Annotated in this window: 22 protein-coding genes; 16 read left to right on the plus strand and 6 right to left on the minus strand. The window is 67.7% G+C overall.

Going from position 1 to position 22,054, the window contains the following annotated elements:
• The first annotated feature begins 133 nt into the window (after positions 1-133).
• Both H5V44_RS12605 and H5V44_RS12610 read left to right on the plus strand, forming a co-directional pair.
• Positions 134-385 carry a PRC-barrel domain-containing protein gene (locus tag H5V44_RS12605; protein ID WP_185193484.1) on the plus strand — a complete coding sequence of 84 codons (252 nt, stop codon included), beginning with the start codon at positions 134-136 and terminating at the stop codon, positions 383-385.
• 17 nt (positions 386-402) lie between these two features.
• The gene (locus tag H5V44_RS12610) at positions 403-861 is read left to right on the plus strand and encodes an NOB1 family endonuclease (RefSeq protein WP_185193485.1); all 459 of its coding nucleotides are present in this window, start codon (positions 403-405) and stop codon (positions 859-861) included.
• Positions 862-889: 28 nt separating this feature from the next.
• Here the strand turns inward: H5V44_RS12610 and H5V44_RS12615 are convergent, their stop codons facing one another.
• On the minus strand, positions 890-1,636 hold the full coding sequence (locus H5V44_RS12615; protein WP_185193486.1) for a CPBP family intramembrane glutamic endopeptidase: 747 nt from the start codon (positions 1,634-1,636) through the stop codon (positions 890-892).
• Between the two features lie 112 nt (positions 1,637-1,748).
• On the opposite strand from H5V44_RS12615, the gene H5V44_RS12620 reads away from it, so the two are divergent.
• Positions 1,749-2,168 carry a DUF6276 family protein gene (locus H5V44_RS12620; protein ID WP_185193487.1) on the plus strand — a complete coding sequence of 140 codons (420 nt, stop codon included), beginning with the start codon at positions 1,749-1,751 and terminating at the stop codon, positions 2,166-2,168.
• 32 nt (positions 2,169-2,200) lie between these two features.
• Here H5V44_RS12620 and H5V44_RS12625 read toward each other — a convergent pair whose 3' ends face one another.
• Positions 2,201-3,286: a hypothetical protein gene (locus H5V44_RS12625; protein ID WP_185193488.1), complete on the minus strand. Its 1,086-nt coding sequence runs from the start codon at positions 3,284-3,286 to the stop codon at positions 2,201-2,203.
• Positions 3,287-3,521: 235 nt separating this feature from the next.
• Positions 3,522-4,772, minus strand: a complete 1,251-nt coding sequence (prf1, locus tag H5V44_RS12630; protein ID WP_185193489.1) for a peptide chain release factor aRF-1 — start codon at positions 4,770-4,772, stop codon at positions 3,522-3,524.
• Positions 4,773-5,092: 320 nt separating this feature from the next.
• Between prf1 and minD the strand changes: the two genes are divergently transcribed.
• The gene (minD, locus tag H5V44_RS12635) at positions 5,093-6,502 is read left to right on the plus strand and encodes a cell division ATPase MinD (protein ID WP_185193490.1); all 1,410 of its coding nucleotides are present in this window, start codon (positions 5,093-5,095) and stop codon (positions 6,500-6,502) included.
• A gap of 50 nt (positions 6,503-6,552) precedes the next feature.
• Positions 6,553-6,690: a hypothetical protein gene (locus H5V44_RS12640; protein WP_185193491.1), complete on the plus strand. Its 138-nt coding sequence runs from the start codon at positions 6,553-6,555 to the stop codon at positions 6,688-6,690.
• Positions 6,691-6,733: 43 nt separating this feature from the next.
• On the opposite strand, the gene argS is transcribed toward H5V44_RS12640, so the two are convergent.
• Positions 6,734-8,488 (minus strand): arginine--tRNA ligase, encoded by a 1,755-nt coding sequence (gene argS, locus H5V44_RS12645; protein WP_185193492.1) that lies wholly within the window; start codon positions 8,486-8,488, stop codon positions 6,734-6,736.
• 305 nt (positions 8,489-8,793) lie between these two features.
• On the opposite strand from argS, the gene H5V44_RS12650 reads away from it, so the two are divergent.
• From H5V44_RS12650 to H5V44_RS12660, 3 genes are all read left to right on the plus strand, one after another.
• Positions 8,794-9,504, plus strand: coding sequence for a DUF120 domain-containing protein (locus H5V44_RS12650; RefSeq protein ID WP_185193493.1), 711 nt, complete (start codon positions 8,794-8,796; stop codon positions 9,502-9,504).
• Entirely contained in the window at positions 9,501-10,205 is a 705-nt protein-coding gene (gene ribB / locus H5V44_RS12655; RefSeq protein WP_185193494.1) for a 3,4-dihydroxy-2-butanone-4-phosphate synthase, read from the plus strand. The genes H5V44_RS12650 and ribB overlap by 4 nt, the downstream gene beginning before the upstream one ends.
• A gap of 118 nt (positions 10,206-10,323) precedes the next feature.
• Positions 10,324-11,253, plus strand: coding sequence for a branched-chain amino acid transaminase (locus H5V44_RS12660; RefSeq protein ID WP_185193495.1), 930 nt, complete (start codon positions 10,324-10,326; stop codon positions 11,251-11,253).
• Positions 11,254-11,654: 401 nt separating this feature from the next.
• Here the strand turns inward: H5V44_RS12660 and H5V44_RS12665 are convergent, their stop codons facing one another.
• On the minus strand, positions 11,655-12,242 hold the full coding sequence (locus H5V44_RS12665) for a DUF502 domain-containing protein (RefSeq protein WP_185193496.1): 588 nt from the start codon (positions 12,240-12,242) through the stop codon (positions 11,655-11,657).
• 113 nt (positions 12,243-12,355) lie between these two features.
• Between H5V44_RS12665 and H5V44_RS12670 the strand changes: the two genes are divergently transcribed.
• From H5V44_RS12670 to H5V44_RS12700, 7 genes are all read left to right on the plus strand, one after another.
• Entirely contained in the window at positions 12,356-12,898 is a 543-nt protein-coding gene (locus H5V44_RS12670; protein WP_185193497.1) for a CDP-2,3-bis-(O-geranylgeranyl)-sn-glycerol synthase, read from the plus strand.
• Between the two features lie 223 nt (positions 12,899-13,121).
• The gene (gene pyrE / locus H5V44_RS12675) at positions 13,122-13,649 is read left to right on the plus strand and encodes an orotate phosphoribosyltransferase (RefSeq protein ID WP_185193498.1); all 528 of its coding nucleotides are present in this window, start codon (positions 13,122-13,124) and stop codon (positions 13,647-13,649) included.
• Between the two features lie 95 nt (positions 13,650-13,744).
• Positions 13,745-14,464, plus strand: coding sequence for a phosphoribosyltransferase family protein (locus H5V44_RS12680; protein ID WP_185193499.1), 720 nt, complete (start codon positions 13,745-13,747; stop codon positions 14,462-14,464).
• Between the two features lie 69 nt (positions 14,465-14,533).
• Complete coding sequence (locus H5V44_RS12685) at positions 14,534-15,922, plus strand: NCS2 family permease (protein ID WP_185193500.1); 1,389 nt, start codon at positions 14,534-14,536, stop codon at positions 15,920-15,922.
• 428 nt (positions 15,923-16,350) lie between these two features.
• A complete protein-coding gene (locus H5V44_RS12690) occupies positions 16,351-17,406 on the plus strand; it encodes a sensor histidine kinase (RefSeq protein WP_185193501.1) in 1,056 nt (351 codons plus the stop codon).
• Between the two features lie 371 nt (positions 17,407-17,777).
• Positions 17,778-19,190 (plus strand): aryl-sulfate sulfotransferase, encoded by a 1,413-nt coding sequence (locus H5V44_RS12695; RefSeq protein ID WP_185193502.1) that lies wholly within the window; start codon positions 17,778-17,780, stop codon positions 19,188-19,190.
• 110 nt (positions 19,191-19,300) lie between these two features.
• Positions 19,301-19,558 carry a glutaredoxin family protein gene (locus tag H5V44_RS12700; protein ID WP_185193503.1) on the plus strand — a complete coding sequence of 86 codons (258 nt, stop codon included), beginning with the start codon at positions 19,301-19,303 and terminating at the stop codon, positions 19,556-19,558.
• Positions 19,559-19,633: 75 nt separating this feature from the next.
• Here the strand turns inward: H5V44_RS12700 and H5V44_RS12705 are convergent, their stop codons facing one another.
• Entirely contained in the window at positions 19,634-20,611 is a 978-nt protein-coding gene (locus tag H5V44_RS12705) for a transcriptional regulator (RefSeq protein ID WP_185193504.1), read from the minus strand.
• A gap of 155 nt (positions 20,612-20,766) precedes the next feature.
• On the opposite strand from H5V44_RS12705, the gene H5V44_RS12710 reads away from it, so the two are divergent.
• A complete protein-coding gene (locus H5V44_RS12710) occupies positions 20,767-22,044 on the plus strand; it encodes a tRNA(Ile)(2)-agmatinylcytidine synthase (RefSeq protein ID WP_185193505.1) in 1,278 nt (425 codons plus the stop codon).
• Positions 22,045-22,054 lie beyond the last annotated feature (10 nt).

Below are 22,054 nucleotides of genomic sequence, written 5' to 3' on the forward strand. Positions count from 1 at the left end.
GCTTTGCTCGGAACCCGCGTGTCGATCCCCGACCCGACGTGCCGACCCCTACATCCCCGCCACACCGCCCGTCAGACGCGCGTCGACCGCGTTGCCCGTGGCGTTTATGTAACAGTACGCAGTAGTGCGGGGTATGGCAGACGAACTCGCGGAGAACCTCTCCGGGAAGGAGGTAATGACGTCGAGCGGGACGTACATCGGCGTCCTTCGCAACATCCAGATGAACACCAAAACGGGGACGATCAACGACCTGTTGGTCTCTCCGTTCGACGACGTCGTCCCGGAGCAACACCGGTTCGAAACCACCACCGACGAGGGGGAAACCGCCTTCTCGATCCCCGTCTCGGACGTCCGCGACGTCGACGACGCGGTCGTGCTCAAATAACCCCCCCTGACGAGCCGATGCAAGTTCTCGACTCCTCGGCGTTCATCAACGAGTACCACACCACAGACGACATCGCGTCGATCCCGATGGTCCGCGAGGAACTTGAGGGGGAGGCGTCGTACCGCTACGACGCCGACGAGGGCTCCGGGATGCACGTCCACATCCCCGCGGGCGACACCGTCGAGAAGATCAAGCGGGCCGCCCGCGAAACGGGCGACGCCGAGGAACTCTCCGAGACCGATCTCCGACTGCTGGCGGCGGCGTTCGAGCTCGACGGCGTCCTCGTCACCGACGACTACGCCATCCAGAACGTCGCCGAGCGCGTCGACGTCGCGGTGAAGGTGATCGCCCGCGAGGGGATCTCCGAGACCCGCGAGTGGACGTTCCAGTGTCAAGGGTGTGGCCGCGAGTTCGACGAACACCGCGACCGGTGTCCCGTCTGCGGGATGGAACTCGCCCGGAAGAACCCCGCCTGAGCCGGGCTGATCCCACGGTGGTTCCGGGTCAGGGCCCGACGAGCCCGGTCGTCGTCGCGTACGCCGCGGCGAACTGCACGGTGTTGAACAGCCCGTGGATCGCCGCCGGGACCGCGAGGTTTCGACAGTTCTCGTAGACGACACCCAGCACGCCGCCGAGCAACAGCACCACCGCGAGGGTCGCAAGTAGCCCCTCGCCGCTGTACGAGGAGATGTGGACCGCGGCGAACACCGCGCTGGCGACCGCGACCGCGACGGCGGTGCCGTACGCCTCGCGGAACAGCCCCTGGAGGATCCCCCGGAAGATCAGCTCCTCGGTGGGCCCGACCAGCAGGATCGTCACGGGCACCAGATAGAGGAAGTAGACCGGCTGGTCGGCGCCCTGCTCGACGATCGCGCTGTCGGCCCCGCTGACGCCCAGGGCGCCGAACACCGCCGTGGCGGCGACGTACAGCCCGAGGAGTCCGGCGAACCCGAGCCCGAACCACTTCAGATCGTTCCGGGTCGGCCACCGGACCGTAACGAGGTCGACCCGGTCGGTCACGAGGAGGTAGCCGACGCCGGCGACGCCGAAGCCGACGAACTGGAACGTGCTCCGCAACGCCAACCGGAGCGCGCTTCCCCGGGCGATCCCGGCGGCGTCGAGCAGCGGCGCCCCGAGCGCCACGGCGACTGACGCGAGCAGGACGACGAGCGCGACGACGGCGAACGCGCCGCCGACCGCGCGGACGTGGGTTCGCGGGTCCCGGAGCGACGAGTGGGAATCGGAGGCCATTCAGTTGGGGTTGCTACGGGAGTGAGCCGCAAATGGGTACCGGTCCGTCGGGGCCGGGGGCCGACCGCGGCCGGCGACAGCGTCTTTCAGGCGGGCCCTCGTACCGACCGATATGACCAACCCCAATCGCTGCCCCGAGTGCGACCGCGAACCGGTCCGGATCGCCGTCCCCGCCGCAGTCAGGGAGCATACGCCCGACGGCGCGGCCGTCGTCGGGAGTTGCCCGCGCTGCCTTCGGACGGTCGCGCTCGACGGACCGACCGACGCCGACGCGGACGGCCCGCTCTCCGGCCCGGCGCCGCCGGAGGCGATCCCACCCGGCGAGGGCGGCGCGGCGCTGCTGCTCGCGATCGGACATCTCGACTCGGTGGCGCTGAACCGGCCGGCAATCGGGGCGCTCGTCGACCACGCCGAGCGGGCGGGCGCGGACGTATTTTTGACGCTGGATCGGCTCGCGGCCGACGAGTCGGTCGACGCCTTCGTGGACCTGGGGCGTCGGCGCCGGCAACTCGAATCGATGCTCGACGATTGATCGACTGCAGGTACCGTCCCGGCACCCGACTACTACGAGACGGAATTCAACAGCAGATTGATGACTTCGGGAGCAAGCAGCGAGACCAGCAACTGCAGCGATGTGTTCACAGTCGTCGGGTACTCCCGCATCGACCGCACCTGCTCGATGCGGCGCTGGATCTGTTCAACTTCGGGGTTGTCGTGGAGTTTGGCGGACGAGATGTCGTAGGGGTTGGTGACGATGTCGTGGAGTTGCTGTTCGAGCTGACTGAGGTGAGAGTCCTTTTCGCTGGCCATCAGTCGGTGTACCGTGAACATCGAACTCCCCACGGCGACGAGTCCAAGCAGCCACAGAGCCGTGAAGAACCCGGCCTCTACGGTGCCCACTCGGGAGACAGCCGCCGTTCCGAGCCCGGTGAGGGGTGGGCCGTAGATGTAAACCAGATACAACAGCAGGCCGGCGGTGTAGACGTAGTACGTTCGTTTGAACAGCTCCCCGATCGGGTAGAACCCGCCGAGGTTGCGCGGGTCGAGGAACGCAGGGGTGGGTCGGATCTTCGTCAATTGCACGGGGAGTACAAACTGGATCGAGGCGAACTGCATCACGAAATCGACCGCGATCGGAACGTACCCGAGCGGGTAGATCACCCCTGCGAACGCGGCGGTCGAGACGACGCCGAACGTCTCGACGTAGGACGAAAGCCCGATGATACCGACGATGTACAGATAATACCCGCCAAGAACGACGATGTAGAACGTCGCTCTCGTGCGGCGCGAAATCTCGAATCCGGCGTACGATGGGTGCTCGGCACGGTCGCTCCGCCTCCGGAGATCCATCTGATCGAGCGCCTGCCGGTAGGTGGCTGTCATATACCGAACCCCGGCTGCGGCGATCAGCACGGCCGCGGGGATCGCAAGCGAAAACGGGTTCTGAACGAATCCGTGGGAGCGCCCCGTGAACACGTGGAAGTACGTGTTCACGACCCCGAAATCGAGGACCACGAACGTCGCGGCGTACAGGTAGAGCGGCGGGACGTTCACCGGTAGGGCCGTCGACAGCGCACCGAACCCGAGCCCGTTCACTAAGACGTGTGTCAGAAGATTGTCATACTCCACGTCACCATCCGTGGCGCCCATACCACAGCCAGAGTACTATATTATTTCAATGTCACGTCGGTGTCTGCCGCCCGCGACCGGGACGGGGCACGCGTCGACAATCATCCGCTCCGGGGCGACATCCGCACCGCCGGGACTGCTCGCTCGGCGTGGGAGAGAGTCGATCGTTTCGGGCGTGTGTTACGAACGCAGCGTACGGCGATGACCGATCGACGTAATCGCCCCGACATCGACGGAAGGACAAAAAAGTGCGTGTCTACACCCCGGTCGAGTACCGCAGGATCCCGGCGATCCCGCCGAAGGCGTCGTGAAGCTGTTCGCCCTTCTCGAAGTCGGTGGAGATGAACTTCGTCTCGGTGCCGCGCTGGCCCGCGATGTCCATCAGGTGTTCGATCACGTCCTCGCGGCCGACCTTCTCGGCCTCGTCGCCGCACTCGCTGCACTCGTGGTCGGGGTCGCCGTGGCGGCTGTCGACGACCTCGTACTCCTCGTGGCCCTCGGGACACTCGTAGATCACCACGTCCGAGCGGAGGTCCTCCGAGAGCAGCAGCCGGTCGACCGACCCCATCATCAGGTTCTTCCGGGTCGGCTCGAACCCGTAGGTCGCCTTCTCGCCGGTGTGGAGCTGCTCGAAGAACTCCTCCATCTCGGCTTTGTCCTTCATCACCTCCTGGTCGGCGAGGACGTCGCTCGCGGCGTCGACGAGGTCCTTCAGCCCCGATTCGTCGGTGTAGGAGACGTCGAACTTCCCCGCCACCAGGTCCTGGAGTTCGTGGTGGAGGTAGTCGCCGTCGAGGAACTCGTCTTTCGTCGGCGAGGGACCGCCCACGAGGATGCCGTCCATCTCGTGGCGCTTCGGGACGAACAGGTCGTCGGCCATCCCTGCGACCTCCTGATAGAAGTTGTCGATGGCTTCCAGCCGGAGGCGGGCGAACCGCTGGGCGGACTGGCCGCCCTTCCGCTGCTTCCCGGGGACCAGCGACGACGCCGACTTCACGGCCTCGACGCGTTTGCCCTTCAGCCACCCGACGTTGGCCTCCCGGCGGTCGAGGACGATCAGGCCGAACAGGCCCTTGTCGGTCAGCATGTGCTCCAGCGGCTCGGTCAGGAAGTTCGAGTCGCAGTGGTAGCGGAACGACTGGATCGGCTCCGGCGGGCTCTCGAGCGTCCGCGTCACCATCTCCGTCTGGCCGCCGCCGGCGTCGACCGCACCCGAGAAGACGACGATTCCGTTCTCCGGCGGGTAGGTGTCGTAGTACCGGAGCCGGTCCTTGATCGACGTGAGCGCGTCCTGGACGTTCGTCCGGGTCTGCTTGGATTTGATGTTGGACGCCTCGGAGTGCTCCTGGGTGACGTGGGCGACGACGTCGGAGATCTGCTTGTCGGGGGGGATGTAGATGGTGACGAGCTGCGTGCCGGAGCCTTCGTACTCCGTGAGCTCCTCGATGACCTTCCGGAACTCGTACTTCCGTCGGTCCTCGTTCACTTCCTCGGCCTCGGTACTCATTGTTCGATGTAGGCCCTCCGGCGGGTAAGTAACCTGCGACTGTCGGCCGTACCGTTCCGATATGAGTAGCGTGATCGGGAGCGACGGGGGGTAAGTTCCTGGAACCCCCCGCGGTCTCGACCCGCTGCACTCCTCGCCGCGAGCGCGGCCCCTTCCACTCCAGTCCGATGCCGGATTCTCGATCGGCCATCGGTTCTGTGAAGAGTGCCGCTGGCCGAACGGTCCGGCCTCGATGGCGCGAGGAGCGACTGACGCCGACGACCGACCTCGGCCCCCTGGACAGATTTATATCCCCGACGCGGGAGTTCCGGAACGAGACAATGGGACGGGTCTACGCAGTCGTCAGCGCAAAGGGGGGAGTCGGCAAGACGACGACCGCGGCCAACCTGGCTGCGGCGCTGGCGGCGGCCGGTTCGCGCGTTGCCGTCGTCGACGGCGACCTCGGGATGGCCAACCTCGCTGGCGCGCTCGGTGTCGACGTCGGCGACGTGACGCTGCACGACCTGCTCGCGGGGGAGGCCGACCTCGGAGACGCGATCCACGAGGGCCCACACGGGCTCTCGGTCGTCCCCGGCTCCTCGGCGCTCGACGCCTTCTCCCGCGCGGATCCCGAACGGCTGGAGGGCGTCCTCGACGACCTCGCGGCCGACCACGATTACGTCATCCTCGACACGGGCGCGGGGCTGAGCAACGACACCGTCGTCCCGCTGACGTACGTCGACGAGGTCCTCCTCGTGTCGACGCCGACCCGGGACGCCCTCGGTGACACCGACAAGACCCGGCAGGTCGCGGCGCGTCTCGGCGCTACCGTCGCGGGCGCCGCGCTTCTGCGGGCCGACCCCGCGACCGCGGAGTCCGACGCCGTGGTCGAGACCCTCGACGTCGGCGTTCTCGGCACCGTCCCCGACGCCGACCCGATCCAGCGTGCCGCCGAGGCGGGCGAGCCGCTCACCACTTTCGCGCCCGGGAGCCCGGCGGCCGCGTCGTTCGCGTCGCTCGCGGCGGCGCTCACCGGCGAGCACGTCGCTGCCCCCGCGACCGACGACGCCGACCCGGCGAGCGGCGATCCCCCCGCCGCCTCGGACGACGCCGACGGCGCCGCGTCCACGGCCGATGCACCGGACGAAACGGCCGACGACGCCCCCGGCGGGATCGACGACGAGGCGGATCAAAGCGACGAGGAGGGGCCGGCTGACGAGGGGGCAGACGCGAGCGCTGGCGACGAGGACGAAGCGGACACCACCGACGAACCGGCAGACGAGGGCGCCGTCGACGTGAAAACGGACGAACCGCCGCCGACCGACGCGGAGGCCGAGGCGGCCGCCGACGGCGAGGCCGACGCAGCAGCGGACGCCGACGGCGAGGCCGACGCAACAGCGGACGCCGACGGCGGGGCCGAGGCGGCAGATCCGGACACCGAGGACCCGGCCGTCGAACCCGTCGACGACACCTCGGACTCGCCGGTCGAGCCTGCCGATCCCGACGCCGTCGCGACGGCGGGCGACTCGGGTGCGGCCGAGGAGAGCGGCGTTTACACCACGCCGCTGGAGGAGGTCCCGATCGAGGAAGCGGAAGGTGGTGCCGACGGCTCCGGCGACGGTGCCCCGACGACCGCAGACGGCGACGACGACACGGCGGCCGCCGACACCGACCACGAGGCGACTTCCGACGGCGACGAGGCCGACTCGAACGACGGCGGCGGCGGCTTTTTCAGCCGCTTTTTCGGGTGACCCGCCCCGAAACGGGAAGTTCTTTTATTCGGGTCCGGTGAGTCGACGGTATGGCGGAGACCAACTCGCGCGTTCCCTTCTGGTGGCTCGTCGTGTTCCTACTGCTGGCGCTCGGCGCCGGGGCCGCGGCGATCTTCACCGTCGGGGGCTCGCTCATCGCCGGTATCGCCCTCCCGATCCTCGCGTGACCGCCGGCGCGGCGCACCGACCGGGGGGCTCCTCCCGGACGCCCTACATCGACTCGGGGGCTTCGATCCCGAGGGCGTCGAGCGCGTTCGCGACGGTGTGTCTCGACGCCTCCACGAGCCCGAGCCGCGCGGCGGCGACGGCGTCGTCGTCGGCGTTGAGCACGGAACACTCCCTGTAGAAGGTGTTGAACGTCTCCGCAAACGACCGAACGTACGTCGCGACGACGTGGGGCTCTAACCCCTCGGCGGCTTCCTCGATCATCGCGGGGAAGCGGGCGATCTCCGCGATCAGGTCGCGCTCGGCGTCGGTGTCGAGCCGGGCGGCGTCCGTCGCGGGCTCGATCCCCGCCGCCGCGGCCTCACCCTCGATCCCGCAGCACCGGGCGTGGACGTACTGGACGTACGGGGCCGACTGCGCCTCGAAGTCGAGCGCGCGATCCCACTCGAAGGTGATTCCCTTGGTGGGCTGTTTGGCGACGATGTCGTACCGGACCGCGCCGATGCCGACCTGCCGGGCGATCCGGTCGAGGTCCTCGTCGTCGAGGTCGTCGTCGCGGCCCCGGGAGTCGAGCCGGCGTTCGACCTCCTCGCGGGCGCGCTGAACCGACTCGTCCAGCAGGTCGTCGAGGTCGACGCCGGTGCCCTCCCGGGTCGACATCCCGCCCTCCGGGAGGTTGACCCACGAGTAGAACGTCTGTCTGAGCGCGTCGGTGTCGTGGCCCAGCACTTCGAGGGCGGCCTCCAACTGCTCGGCTTGGAGCTTGTGGTCCTCCCCGAGCACCGTCACCGCCTCGTCGTAGTTGTCGAACTTCCACTCGTGGTGGGCCAGATCGCGGGTGGTATACAAGGTGGTGCCGTCCGACCGCAGGAACACGAGGTTCTTGTCGATCCCGAACGCCGAGAGGTCCAGTTGCCAGGCGTCGTCCTCGTAGACGGCCTGCTCCGAGTCCCGGAGCCGCTCGACCACGTCGTCGGCGTCGCCGTTCCGCATGAACTCCGTCTCCTTCACGAACCGGTCGAACTCCGCTGGGAGCCGACCCAGCGACGTCCGCATCCCGTCGAGCACCTGATCGACGACCGCCGAGACGCGCTCGAAGGCCGCCTCGTCGCCGGCTTCCAGCCCTTGCATGATCTCGGCGATCTCGGCTTCGGCCCCGGCGACGGCGTCGTCGTCGCCGGAGTCGAGAAACGCGTTGCCCTTCCGGTAGTACCGCACGAGTTCGTAGTCCGCGCGGTCGCGCTCCGGGTCGGGCAACTCGGACTCGTCGAACGTCTCGTAGGCCCACGTGAACGTCGCGATCTGGCGGCCGGCGTCGTTGACGTAGTAGTGGGTTTCGACGTCGTGGCCGGCGTAGTCGAGCACCCGCGCGACCGCGTCGCCGTAGATGGGGTTGCGGGCGCGGCCGACGTGGACGGGGCCGGTCGGGTTCGCGCTCGTGTGTTCGACCACGACCGACTTCCCGGTCGACGGCAGGGTGCCGTAGTCGGCGCCGCGTCCCGCCGCCAGCGTGTCGGCGTAGTAGGCGTCCGAGACGTAGAAGTTCACGTACGGGCCCTGGGTGTCGACGCGGTCGACGTACTCGTAGCCGTCCGTCTCGATCGCGTCGGCGACGTCTGCCGCGACCGACGGCGGCGGCGCGCCCACCTCGCCGGCCAGCCGGAACGCGACACTCGACGCCAGCGTTGCGTCCATCTCCGCCGGCGGCTCCTCCACCCCGAGGTCGTCGGCCGGGAGGTCGAGCGCGGTCAGGGCGGACTCGACCGCCGCGGCGACCTCCTCTCGAAACCGTCTGAACATACCCGCCGTTGTCGAACCGCGATTAAATCCCTTCCGAACGGGCGCGCGCCGGTCCCCGTTCCCGGCCGCTCCGGAGCCTGCGACGGCCGAACCGTCCCCTGTCGAACGGGTCGGCTCGGGGGGACCCGGACGCGCTCCCGACGCACGCCACCGGTCGGGGGCGAACCCGTTCGCCATCAACGCTTTTAGATTCAGGCGGTTGTGTCCGTGTGTACAGCCGTTTTTTGTCCTGCTCCCGCTATCACGATTCCGTGACGTATCCCGGAGTCGTTATGCTTAACACGACCCCACACGAACCACCGATAATGTCAGAATCGGCAGTCTCCGCCGTCGGGTACGACGAACTGGCGGCGTTGAAGTTCGTCGCCTTGGAGGGCGGCCGGTCCGGCCCGGTCAAGATCTCCTGTTCCGGGCTCGCAGGCCATCTTGAGGCGTCGAGCCAGACCGCCTCCCGCCGGCTCCAGCAGCTCGAGTCCGCCGGCCACCTCGATCGAGACGTGGTCGCCGACGGCCAGTGGGTCTCGCTCACGGAGTCGGGCGAGGCGGCGCTCCACCGCGAGTACGCTCACTACCGGCGGATCTTCGAGGGAACCGACCCCTCGACCGTGGAACTGGAAGGCACCGTCACGAGCGGGATGGGCGAGGGCAGACACTACATCTCGCTTTCGGGATATATGCAACAGTTCCGTGAACGGCTCGGCTACGAGCCGTTCGCCGGCACCCTCAACGTCGACCTCGACGAGGAGAGCGTCCGCGCCCGTTCGGCGGTGTCGTCGCTTTCCGGCGTCCCGATCGACGGCTGGGAGGACGACGAGCGGACGTTCGGCCCCGCGACGTGTTACGCCGCCACTGTCGAGTACGACGGCGCGGTCGCCGAAGAGACCCACATCATCGTCCCCGAGCGCACCCACCACGACGAAACCCAACTGGAGATCATCGCGCCCGTCAAGCTCCGGGAGGAACTCGGGCTCGACGACGGGACGGTCGTCACCGTCCGCGTGGAGGCGGTCGAATGACGCGGACGACGACCGACTCGCGGTCGGAGGCGACCGACGAGACCGCGGTCGACCGGGCGGTGGCGGCGTTCCGGGATGGAAATCCAGTGTTGATCCACGACGCCGCCGACCGCGAGGGTGAGACCGACATCGTCTATCCGGCCGGCGCGGTCGACGCCGCGGCGGTTGCGAAACTCCGACGGGACGCCGGCGGGCTGGTCTGTACCGCCGTCTCCGACGCCGTCGCCGAGGCGGTCGGGCTGCCGTTCCTCGAAGAGGAACTGGACCACCCCGCGGCAGCCGACCACGACCTCACGTACGACGACCGCTCGTCGTTTTCGCTCCCGGTGAACCACCGCGAGACGTTCACCGGGATCACAGACGAGGACCGCGCGCTCACCATCCGGCGACTGGCCGACGCCGCGACCGCCGTGGCGCGCTCGGACGGCTACGGGACCGAGGAGTTCGCCGCGGACTTCCGGACGCCGGGGCACGTCCACGTGCTCCGCGGGGCGCCGGACCTGCTGGCCGACCGACGGGGCCACACCGAACTCGGGCTCGCCGTGGCGGCGGCGGCGGACCTCCCCCCGGCCGTCGTGGTCTGTGAGATGCTCGACGCCGACTCCGGCGGGGCCAAGACCCCGGCAGCGGCCCGGGCGTACGCCCGCCGCAACGGCTCCGTCTACGTCGAGGGCGCGGCGATCGTCGACCGGCTGGGCTGAGCCGTTCGTCCCGTCGAGAACCCATTGCCGCGGATCGCTTTCGTCCGCCGGTACCGACGCGTAGACCGCCCCAGACGCTCCTGTATGGTTTTATATCCCGGGCGGTAAACGACGGCATATGGGATTCGACGAGATGGACGTCGACACGATCTGGCAGGACGGCGACTTCGTCGACTGGGACGACGCCACGGTTCACGTTCTCACGCACGCGCTCCACTACGGCACCGGGATCTTCGAGGGCGTCCGGTGTTACGACACGGAGAACGGCCCCGCGATCTTCCGGTGGGACGAACACCTCGATCGGTTCTACCAGTCGGCGAAACCGTACGATATGGAGATCCCCTTCTCCCGGGAGGAGCTCACCGAGGCGACGCTCGAGCTCCTCCGCCGCGAGGAACTGCGATCGTGTTACATCCGCCCCGTTGCGTTCTACGGGTACGGCTCCCTCGGGGTGAGCCCACAGGACAACCCGGTCAAGACCGCGATCGCGGCGTGGCCGTGGGGCGCGTACCTCGGCGAGGAGGCGTTGGAACGCGGCGTCGAGGTGATGATCTCCTCGTGGCGGAAGTACGCCTCCAGTCAGATCCCCACGAACGCCAAAACAACCGGGCTGTACGTCAACTCCCTTCTGGCGGGCGAGGAGGCCCGCCGGAACGGCTACACCGAGGCGATCGTCCTGAACAAGGAGGGCCAGGTCGCCGAGGGGCCGGGGGAGAACCTCTTTCTCGTCCGGGACGGCGAGATCTACACCCCCGGGCTCTCCCAGAGCATCCTCGACGGTATCACTCGCAACACCGTGATCGAACTCGCCCGCGAACGGGACTACACCGTCCACGACCAGGCGACGATCTCCCGCGGCGAACTCAACACCGCCGACGAACTGTTCTTCACCGGCACCGCCGCGGAGGTGACGCCGATCAGGAAGGTCGACAACGTCACCATCGGCAGCGGCTCCCGCGGCCCCGTGACGGAGGAGCTCCAGCAGGCCTTCTTCGACCTCGTCGAGCGCCGGACCGACGCCCACGAGGAGTGGTTCACGTACGTCTAACCACCTTTTTATTCGGGGGTCCTCGACGGCCGCTTCGCGGCCGTCTCGAACCCCCGAGAAAAACTTGGATCAAAAAACCCGCGGGGCGAGCGAACGCGAGCCTCGCGGTACTACTGCTGGCTTCGACTGCTCTCCGACACTGCCACGTATCGCATCCGATCCTGACGTTGTCAGGTAGCGAATCTCGCAGATTGACCGAAGGGCGTTGGTCCCGCCTCCAAGTCGTCGAATCAGCCGATCGACCGTGCCTCTGTGCCCAGTATCCGCGAGCGAGATGAGCGGTTCACCGACGGAGCCGCCTTTGGCGGCGGAGTCGGAGTCTTTTGATCCGGATTTTTTGTTCGGAGGGTTCCCGCAGCGAGCGAAGCGAGCGAGGAAACCTCCGGATAAAAAGGTGGGGGTTAGTCCTCGGACCGGGTGTCGATCTCGATCGGCGATTTGGGCTCCTGCTCGCCGAACCCCGCCGACAACACCCGCGTCAGCGCCTCCTCGACGCTCTCGTCCGTCTCGTCGATGTCGTCGGGATCGACCTCCATCACGAATCCGGTGGTGATGTTCGGCGCGGTCGGCATAAACAGCACCTCGCGGCCGTCGTCGGTCGTCTTGCCCGTTTTGAACGCGGTCATCCGCATCCCGTTCCAGGGTTCCACTTTCACCGGTTTCTGGAGGTCCTCGGTGCCCGATACCGCCGTCTCGACGGCCAGTTTCGAGGCGTTGTACAGCACCCGGATCAGCGGCACCCGGTTCATCGCGGCGTCGAGGTACGTCTCGAACAGCCGCCCGACGGTCGTCCGCATCAGGTACCCCACCGAGAGCACCAACATCACGAAGACGATCACGGCGACGAAGAAGCCGAACGGCTCCTGGAGCCCGCGGATGACCGGCAGGTCGACGATCTGGGAGTACAGGTAGTTCAGGACGAGCAGGATGACCAGGATCGGGGCCAACACGATCAGGCCGCTCGCGAAGTCGCGCCTCCAGGAGGACATCTAGCTCGCCGTACGCGTCCCCGCGGATTAAAATACCCGACCGCTCCCGCTACAGGCCCGGGCGGTCGACCCGAACCGGGGAGCCTTTGTCGTGGCCGTCGGTGGCCCAAAGTATGCTCCACGCGCTCGTCGCCGCCGCGTTCTGGGCGATGCTCCCGGCGTACGTTCCGAACAACGCCGCCGTCCTCGCCGGCGGCGGCGCGCCCATCGACGGCGGGCGGACCGTCGACGGCCGCCGGCTCCTGGGCGACGGCAAGACCTGGCGCGGGACCGCGGTCGGCACCGTTGCGGGCGTCGCGCTCGCGCTCATCCTGAACCTGCTCGCTCCCGCCGCCGCCGCGGCGACGGGGGTATCGCTTCCGACGTTCCCGCCGGCTGCCGCCGTCGGCCTGGCGTTCGGCGCGATGTTGGGTGACATCTCCGCGTCGTTTCTGAAGCGCCGCACGGGTCGGGAACGCGGCGCGGCGTTCCCCGTCGTCGATCAGCTCGACTTCGTCGCCGGCGCGTTAGTGTGCGCTGCGATCCTGGATTTCGGGTGGTTCACCGACACGTTCACCCTCCCCGTCCTGGCGGTCGTGCTCGTGCTCACGCCCGTGCTTCACGTCGCAACCAACGGGCTCGCGTACCTCCTCGATCTCAAAGACGAGCCCTATTAACCCCCACCTTTTTATTCGGGGGTCCTCGACGGCCGCTTCGCGGCCGTCTCGAACCCCCGACAAAAAGCTGGAGCAAAAATCCCCACGAGGCTCGCGTTCGCTCGCCTCGCGGTACTGTCGGTGACTTCGACCGCTCCGCGCAGCTACCGCTACAGCCCCCAACTGCACCCTGTCCCTCCCCGAACCGTCCGGTTTAAGCCGGTCGCCCGTGCCTACTCGACCGATGACGAACGACGAACTCATCGCGGCGCTCCGGGACGCCGACGCGGTCAAGTTCGGGGAGTTCGAGCTCTCCCACGGCGGCACCTCCGAGTACTACGTCGACAAGTACCTCTTCGAGACCGACCCGGGCTGTCTGCGGCTGATCGCCTCTGCGTTCGCCGATCGCGTCGGCAACGAGACGCTCGCGGGGGTCGCCCTCGGGGCGGTCCCGCTTGTCGCGGTCACCAGCACCGAGACCGACACGCCGTACGTCATCGTCCGGAAGGAAGCCAAGGAGTACGGCACCGGCAACCGGATCGAAGGACGGCTCCCGGCGGACGAGTCGGTCGTTGTCCTCGAGGACGTCGCCACGACCGGCCGGAGCGCCCTCGACGCCGTCGAGGCGCTCCGCGAGGCCGGTGCGACGGTCGACCGGGTGCTCGTCGTGGTCGACCGCGGCGAGGGCGCGACGGAACTGCTCGCCGACGCCGGCGTGGAACTCGACGCGCTGGTGACTGCTGAGGATCTCCTCGCCGACGATCGGGCGTAACGACGCGACCTTCACGGGCCGGTGACGCCCCGCCTGCGCCCCCGACCGGTTTCGGATCGACGTATTCATACAGACGAACCGTCGCAGATCGTGGTATGAACAGAGCGGAGAAGGCGGCCCTCCAACTCCAGGCGGTCGCGGTTCTGCGGATGCTCAAGGAGACCCGGACCTACGACGAACTCGCGGAGTTCACCGGCCTCCCCGCCGGCGACCTCAACCGGTACGTCAACGGTCACGTCCTCCCGGGAACCGACCGGGCCCGCGACCTCGTGGAGAACCTCGGCCGCGACGCCCTAGCTGCGGAACTTCGGGCCCGCGTCGAGTTCGACGACGGCGGCTACGTCGACAACTCCGCGGTGGTGTTCGACCAGACGTTTCTCGACTTGGTCGCCCCGGTGGCCGCCAACACCCTCGGCTTCGAGCGCCCGGACGTGGTCCTGACCGCCGCCACTGACGGCATCACCCTCGGCGCCGCGATGGCGAGCCACTTCGACGCCCGCGTGGTCTACGCGAAGAAGTCCAAGGAGACCGCCGTCGAGGAGTTCATCGAGTCCCGCCAGCGCGTCTCGCCGGGGATCGAACTCACCTACTATCTCCCGGCGCGGGCGCTGTCCGAAAGCGACACCGTCCTCGTGGTCGACGACCTCGTCCGGTCGGGCGAGACGCAGGCGTTGTTGCTCGACATCGCCCGCCAGGCGGAGGCGTCGGTGGCGGGCGTCTTCGCGCTCATCGCCGTCGGCGAGGCCGGCATCGACCGCGCCCGCGACCGCACCGACGCTCCGGTCGGCGCGCTCTCGACGGTCGCCCCCGAGTGACCGCCCGACGCACCGGGGGGGTATGAAAACGTTTATCGACCTGATGTCGGATATCTCCAGACGTGCATTATGGGGCTCGCTGAAACCCTCGCAGACCGATTCGGTGTACAAGAACACGGGTCGTCGGTCCGGACCGAACTCCTGGCGGGGGTGACGACGTTCCTGACGATGTCGTACATCGTCGTCGTCAACCCCGCGATCCTCTCGGGCGCCATCACACCCCAGGGCGTCTCACAGGGGGAGGTCCAGTCGATGCTCGCGGTCGTCACGATCATCGCGGCGGCGACGGCGACGCTCGTGATGGCGCTGTACGCGAACCGGCCGTTCGCGCAGGCCCCCGGACTCGGGCTGAACGCCTTCTTCGCGTTCACCGTCGTCGGCGCCCTGGGCGTCCCCTGGCAGACCGCCCTCGCCGCGGTCGTCGTCGAGGGTGTGCTCTTCATCGCCTTGACGGCGGTCGGCGCCCGCGAGTACGTGATCGGGCTGTTCCCCACCCCGGTGAAGTTCGCGGTCGGCACCGGGATCGGGCTGTTCCTGGCGATCATCGGGTTGCAGGCGATGGGGATCGTGGTCGACGATTCGGCGACGCTCATCACCCTCGGGTCGGTCGCCTCGGACCCGGTAGCGATCCTGTCGGTGATCGGGCTGTTCCTCACGTTCGCGCTCTACGCTCGTGACGTCCCCGGGTCGATCATCATCGGCATCGTTCTGACCACCGTAGCGGGCTGGGCCGTCACCCGGTTCGGCCCGGTCTCGCCGGAGGCCGGCCTCGTCGCCGGTAGCGCCGCGGTCACCTACGACATCACGCCGCTCGCGGGCGCGTTCGTCGGCGGCCTCGCCGACATCGAGGCGTTCACGTTCGCCTTGGTGGTGTTCACGTTCTTCTTCGTCGACTTCTTCGACACCGCCGGCACGCTGGTCGGCGTCGGCCAGGCGGGCGGCTTCCTCGACGACAACGGCGAGTTCCCCGACATCGACCGGCCGCTGATGGCCGACGCGATCGGGACGACCGTCGGCGGCGCCCTCGGCACCTCGACGGTCACCACCTACATCGAGTCCGCCTCGGGCGTCGAGGAGGGCGGCCGGACCGGGCTGACGGCGCTCACGGTCGCTGCCCTCTTCGTCGGCTCGCTCGTCTTGGTCCCGCTCGCGGCCGCGATCCCGCTGTACGCCTCCCACATCGCCCTGGTCGTGATCGGGGTCGTGATGCTCCGGAACGTCATCGACATCGAGTGGAACGACCTCACTCACTCCATCCCCGCGGGGATGACGATCCTGGTGATGCCGTTCACGTACTCCATCGCGTACGGCATCGCCGCGGGCATCGTCTCCTACCCGTTGGTCAAGCTTGCCGCCGGCGAGGGCCGTGACGTCCGCGCCGGCCACTGGGCGCTGGCGGGCGCGTTCGTGGTCTACTTCGTCGTCCGCACCGGTGGCGTGCTCACGGGGCAGTTGTAACCGCGACACGTCGACCGCTGGACCGTTCTGCTGCGGGACTCCGGAACCGTATTTACTCGCGCACCGAGGGTTCACTGTCGGGTGGACTTCCGGGGTCCTCATACTGGGTGCTCGCAAGGCTCCGACCGTGCGGTAAGGGCGACTTGTATGAAATTTTTATTTCATTAACGGAACCGCAGTGAGATCTATACGATACTGTGTAGTGATTAAACGAATAAAAAACCGTACACGGTTTCCGACGGGAGCTATACACACGGGTGTGAAGCGCACAGAGAAGGAAGACCAATCGGCGAGGTCCACCACCTTGTCCGCTGTCTCCGAGCTCAGGGGGTCCTATCCCACTGATCTCGCTCACCCGTCACTTCATTGCACGCTGGTATAACGGAATGCGACTGATCCTCCCTTCGGGTGACAAATAGGTGAACGGTATGGATACGTTTGATACCAACACCGTCACCGACTGTTTACTAGAGCCCGTGTTTGCCGTCAGAACCAACGGGAATATTGCGTTTGTCAACGCGCGGTTATTGGAGCTCACACAAGTCTCTCAGGACACTGCGATCGGAAGCGAGATCGGTTGGCTTGAACAGTTCGTCGCCGACGGGTTCGATAGATTACATCACACCATCACGTCCGTCTCCCGCGGAGAGACTGCGGATCAACGGGTCAACTTGGAGATGCGGCATCCGCCTTCCGCACCTGTTCCTCGACAGTTGACCGCCGAAGCACGCGTCGCACCGCTCATCCGGGACGGCGAACTGCTCGGAGCACTGGTGGCAATTCGGGACATAACCGTCCAGCGCCAACGGCGCGAGCGACTCCACGTGCTGTCGCGGACACTCCGACACGACATCCGTAACCAACTCAACGTGGTGCTCGGACTGGACGAAATAACCGCCGAACTCGAAGACGAGCAGAAGCAGAAGAGGGTGGAGAAAGCCGTTGAGGCTACCGAGTGCCTCTACGCTATGACCGAGAAGACCCGCCTCATCGAACGGCAAATCGCCGGCGAACCCGACCACAGTTCACAGAACCTCATCCAAATCGTCTCGGCGGCGGCGGCAGAAATCCGAGGGGGGTACCCTGACGCAGTTATTGAGGATCCGGTGACGGAGTCCGCACACGGTGAGGTGACAAACGCATTTGCCACCGCCGTTGAGCACGTCATCCGCAACGCAATCGAGCACAACGATAGCCCGGAACCCCGGGTCGAGATAACGGTCGCCGAGAGCCTCGGTGGCGAGTACATCGACGTGCGGATAGCGGACAACGGTCCAGGTATCGACCCGAAGCAGGCCGAGATCGCCGAAGGGGAGCGACAGATGGACCAGTCAACAATGCACCTGGACGGTCTCGGTCTGTGGACGGTCCGGTGGGTGGTGCAAAACTGCGGGGGCAACCTGACGTTCGCATCGAACGCTCCCCGAGGGACGATCGTCACGCTCCGTGTGCCGCGTGCTGAGGAGTCGGGCAGTCCGGCGTGACTCCAGGCGTAGCACCCGCCTCAACGATACGTCGTTCTCGGTGCTGGAACTCGCTTTCGTCTCTCCTCGCTCGTCGGGTAGTGTGTCCGACCTTTGATCGAAGATCGGGCACTGAGAAGGATCGACGACAGAGTGGATCATCTCTACTGGTTCGTTGGACAAGTGGAGGCCGACAGGTGCTTCATCCTGGCGGGTTGGTTCAGCCGCAAAAGGGCGGACCGAACCCCTTCGAACGGTTCCGTCGGATTCATCCCACGGCTAAAGCCGTGGGCTTTCTTCTCGAATCACTGTAACGCCCTCAGTTCACCCCTACCCGAACGGTGTTTTCGTGGACCGGAAGAGATTCAACACCGACCCGCTCACTCGGAGACGTGAGAACACCCGCTCGCTCGCGGGCGACCGCGGTCCGCCTGGTCGTCCTGCTCGTGGTCGTCGGCCTCCTCGCGCCGGCAGCCGTCTCGGCGCTCACGTACGACCCTGCCGAGGCGACGGACCTCCAGCAGGGGACGATCACCGACCCCGCGAACGACTCCACCGTGATCAGCACGCAGGGGTACACGTTCCGGGGGAACACCAACCCCAAGAAGCCCGCGCGGCTGGTCTCCGTCGACGAGCGCGGCGACCTGGAGTGGACCCACGACGACACCGTCGGCGGCAGCGCGTGGTTCTTCGACGTCGATCAGATGCCGAACGGGAACCTGCTGGTCTCCTCGCCGCGGGCGGGCGACACGGTCCTCTTCGAGCTCGACCCCGACACCCGGAAGCGGGTCTGGCAGGAGCGGTTCGACATGACCGACACCCACGACGTGGCGTACCTCGGCGACGACCGGATCGCGATCGCGAACATGCGCGAGTGGAACGAGTCGGCGGGTGTCAGCGACGACCGGATCGTGGTCTACAACCGCTCCACCGGGGAGTTCACCTGGGAGTGGTACTTCAGGAACCACTACCCCGCGAGCACCGACGGCGGCTACAGCGAGGACTGGACCCACGTCAACGACGTCGACCCGGTCGGCGACGACCGGCTCCTGTTGTCGCCGCGGAACTTCGATCAGGTCATCCTCGTCGATATGGAGTCGAAGGAGATCGTCGAGCGCCTGGGCAGCGACGGCGACTACGACGTCCTCCAGGAGCAGCACAACCCCGACTGGCTGGAAAGCGAGAACGGCACGCCGACCATCCTGGTCGCCGACAGCGAGAACAACCGCGTCGTCGAGTACGCAAAGGAGGACGGCGAGTGGGTCCGGACCTGGGAGGTCGGCACCGGGTCGCTCAACTGGCCGCGGGACGCCGACAGGCTCGAAAACGGCAACACCCTGATCACCGACACGCTGAACCACCGCGTGATGGAGGTCACGCCGACCGGGGAGGTCGTCTGGGAGTACTACGCCACCTGGGGTCCCTACGACGCCGAGCGGCTGGGAACGCCCCCCGAATCGTCGGGGCCGACCATCCGGGACCTGAACGCGAGCGGCTCGTACGCCATCACCGGGAGCGCGAACCTCACCGCCGGCGGGAACGGCAGCGTCGGGTTCGAGGGACGGATCCGCGCCACCTTCGCCGACACACCCCTGGAGGGCCCGATGAACCGGTTCGCCACCCGGTGGGCGCACGTCACGCCGTGGCTCCGGCCGGTGTGGATGACCGGGTGGGACCTCGTGTGGGCAATCGGCGCCCTCCTGATCGGTCTCGCGTGGGCCGGCGGCGAACTCGTCGTCCACAGGCGACGGCTCCTCGCCGGGGGTCGACGCCTCGTCTCGGGCGTCCGGAGACGGCGCCGGTAGTAGACTCGCCCTACGGAGCCGCTGCCCACGTAGCTTCACCGCAGCCCTCCAGTGTGCTCGCCACGCATTCGACCCCGTGATTCTTTGCTTTCGGTCCCCTACATCAGGTGATGGCGACTCTCACCCTGTACGAACTCGAAGGCTGTCCGTACTGCGCGAAAGTGATCAACAAACTGGACGAACTGGGCCTGGAGTACGACTCGATTATGGTCCCGTCGGCGCACAGCGAACGCACCGAAGTGAAGGAGGTCAGCGGCCAGACGGGCGTTCCGGTCCTCGTCGACGAGGACCACGGGATCGAGGGGATGCCCGAGAGCGACGACATCGTCGAGTACCTCGAAGAGACGTACGGCAGCGCGGCGAACTGATCGGCGCTGTCCGACACGCGGGTTTCCCCGGAGCTACCGAACCACAGCCGCGGGTCCACGCGGGCGCCCTGCCGACTACGCTTCGGTGGGCTCCTGCGAGCGGTCCCGGATGAGGTCGCGGATCTCCTCGGGGTCGTCGATGGCGGTCAGCTCCTCGCACCCCACGAGGGCGGTCCCCTCCACGGAGTCGCGCTTCGAGTTGTCCTCGGTGAAGTAGACCGATCGGGTCTGTGTCACCTCGCCCAGCGATGACATGATCCGGGCGCGTTTCTCGGCGCTGCGGGTGAACGTGGAGTGGCCGGTGAGCATCCGCGCGAAGTCGCGGCGCCCGCCGTCGTCCTCGCTGACGGCTTTGAACGGCGCGCGGGCGGTCGGGTGGACGGTGAAACCCGCCCGCGTCAGGACGGTGACGACGTGTTCGTCGTCGGATTCGGGGTCGGGGTCGTCCGGCGTCGGCTCGGCGTCGCGGACCTCCTCGGCGCCGTCCATCACGTCGACCGGACTGGAGAACGGCTGATCGAACATCTCCTCGAGTTGGATCGCCACCTCGATGCTCGCGTTCATCCCGTCCTCGTACTTCGAGACCGTCCGCCGGGAGACGCCGAGTTCGGAGGCGAGCTGCCCGAGGCTCCACCCACGTTCCTCGCGTTCGTCCGCCAGCAGGTCGCCGTCGATGTTGACGTAGTGGCCGCCCGGAGCGGCGTAGATCAGCGGCGGAACCCCCTCGACGAACAGGTCCAGCGCCGTGTCCGGGTTCAGGACTGGAACGCCGTGACGGAAGTACACCACGCCGGGTTTTAGCTCCTCGTCGCGGGTGCGGAGCCCGACCACGATGGGTGTTGCGTTCAGATACGTTCCCAGGCGACGCATCTCCTCGCCGGTCGTGCCGTCGAACGCGTCGATGTTCCCCAACACCTTCAGAAGCACCAGGTCCTCGCCGCGCCGTGCGGCGACGTCGAAGCTCTTGGGCCGGATGGCACACCGGTCGCTGACGAGGAACCCGGCGTCCTCGAGCATCGCCGTGACGTTTCCGACCAGCGCGGACCGGGACATACCCGTATATAGCCTATGCACCGCATATATACGTTGTGCCGCCGGTTCCGGCTCCGTCCGCCGGTTTGTCCCACCCTACTGTGGACTACGGCGCCGGCGGCGGCCGCCACCGGCACCCGAAACGGGTTAGCCGCCGGCCCGACTATCCACGCAGGATGACGGTCATCGGGGTCGACGACACCGACTCGCGGACGCGGGGGATGTGTACGACCTACCTCGCGACCCGGCTGGCGGCGTCGCTCCGCGCGGACGGCGCGAGCGTGGCCCGGCAGCTGCTGGTCAGGCTGAACCCCGCGGTGGAGCACAAAACCCGTGGGAACGCCGCGCTCGCGCTCCACACCGACGCCGACGCCGATCGGGCCCTCTCGCTTGCGGCCGCGGAACTGGAGCCGCTGGCGGCGGTGGAGGACCCCCGAACGAGCCCGGGCGTGGTCGTCGCCCCCGGCGCTCCGGGCGAGGTTCCGGCGGCGGTCCGGTCGTTCTCCCGGCGGGCGGTCCGCGCCCGCCTCGACCCCGAGACCGCAGTCGACCTCGCGGATCGGGCGGGCTACCGCCACCGCGGGTGGTCGGGGGGTCGCGGCCGGATCGGCGCGCTCGCGGCGGTCGGCGCGTGGGCCGCAAACGGAACGTGGACCTACGAGCGGATCAGTTATCGGAAATTCGACCGTTGCGGGACGCCACGCGAGGTCGACGAGGAGTCGGTGTTCGAGGCGGCGGAAGCGGCGTACCCGACGGTGTGGGATACGGTCGACCGGACGGCCGGGGAGGCGGTCTGTGTCCCGAACGCCCCCGGGCCGATCCTCCACGGCATCCGCGGCGACGACCCCGACGCGGTCGAGGCCGTCGCCGACCGGATCCGCGGGGAGGAGGTCGAACGGGCGGCGACGTTCTTGACGAACCAGGGGACCGACGCACACCTCCGTGCGGGTACGATCGGCTCCTTGCGTGACGGGCGTGGGTACCGCGTCGACGGGACCGTCACGTCCGCGCCCGAAACCCGGCGGGGCGGCCACGTCTTCGTCGAACTCCGTGCCCCCTCCGACCCGGACGCGCGGGTCGACTGCGTGGCGTTCGAGCCGACGAAGCGGTTCCGCGACCGCGTTCGGGCGCTGAGGCCGGGCGACGAGCTCACCGTCTGCGGGGAGGTGGGCGACGGGACGATCAAACTGGAGAAGTTCGCCGTCCGGTCGCTCCGGCGCACCGAGCGAACCACGCCGACCTGTGTGGACTGCGGCCGCACGATGGAGAGCGCCGGCCGCGGCCAGGGCTACCGATGTCGCGACTGCGGCACCGCCGCGGCCGAGCGGGCGACGGTCACGCTCGATCGGGACCTCGAACCCGGCTGGTACGAGGTGCCGCCGCGCGCGCGCCGCCACATCGCCAAGCCGCTGGTCCGGGGGGGGTTCGACGCCCCGGTCCACCCCGAGCGATGAACCGCCCGGA

It is taken from the genome of Halobellus ruber (assembly GCF_014212355.1).
Classification (GTDB): Archaea; Halobacteriota; Halobacteria; order Halobacteriales; family Haloferacaceae; genus Haloquadratum; species Haloquadratum rubrum.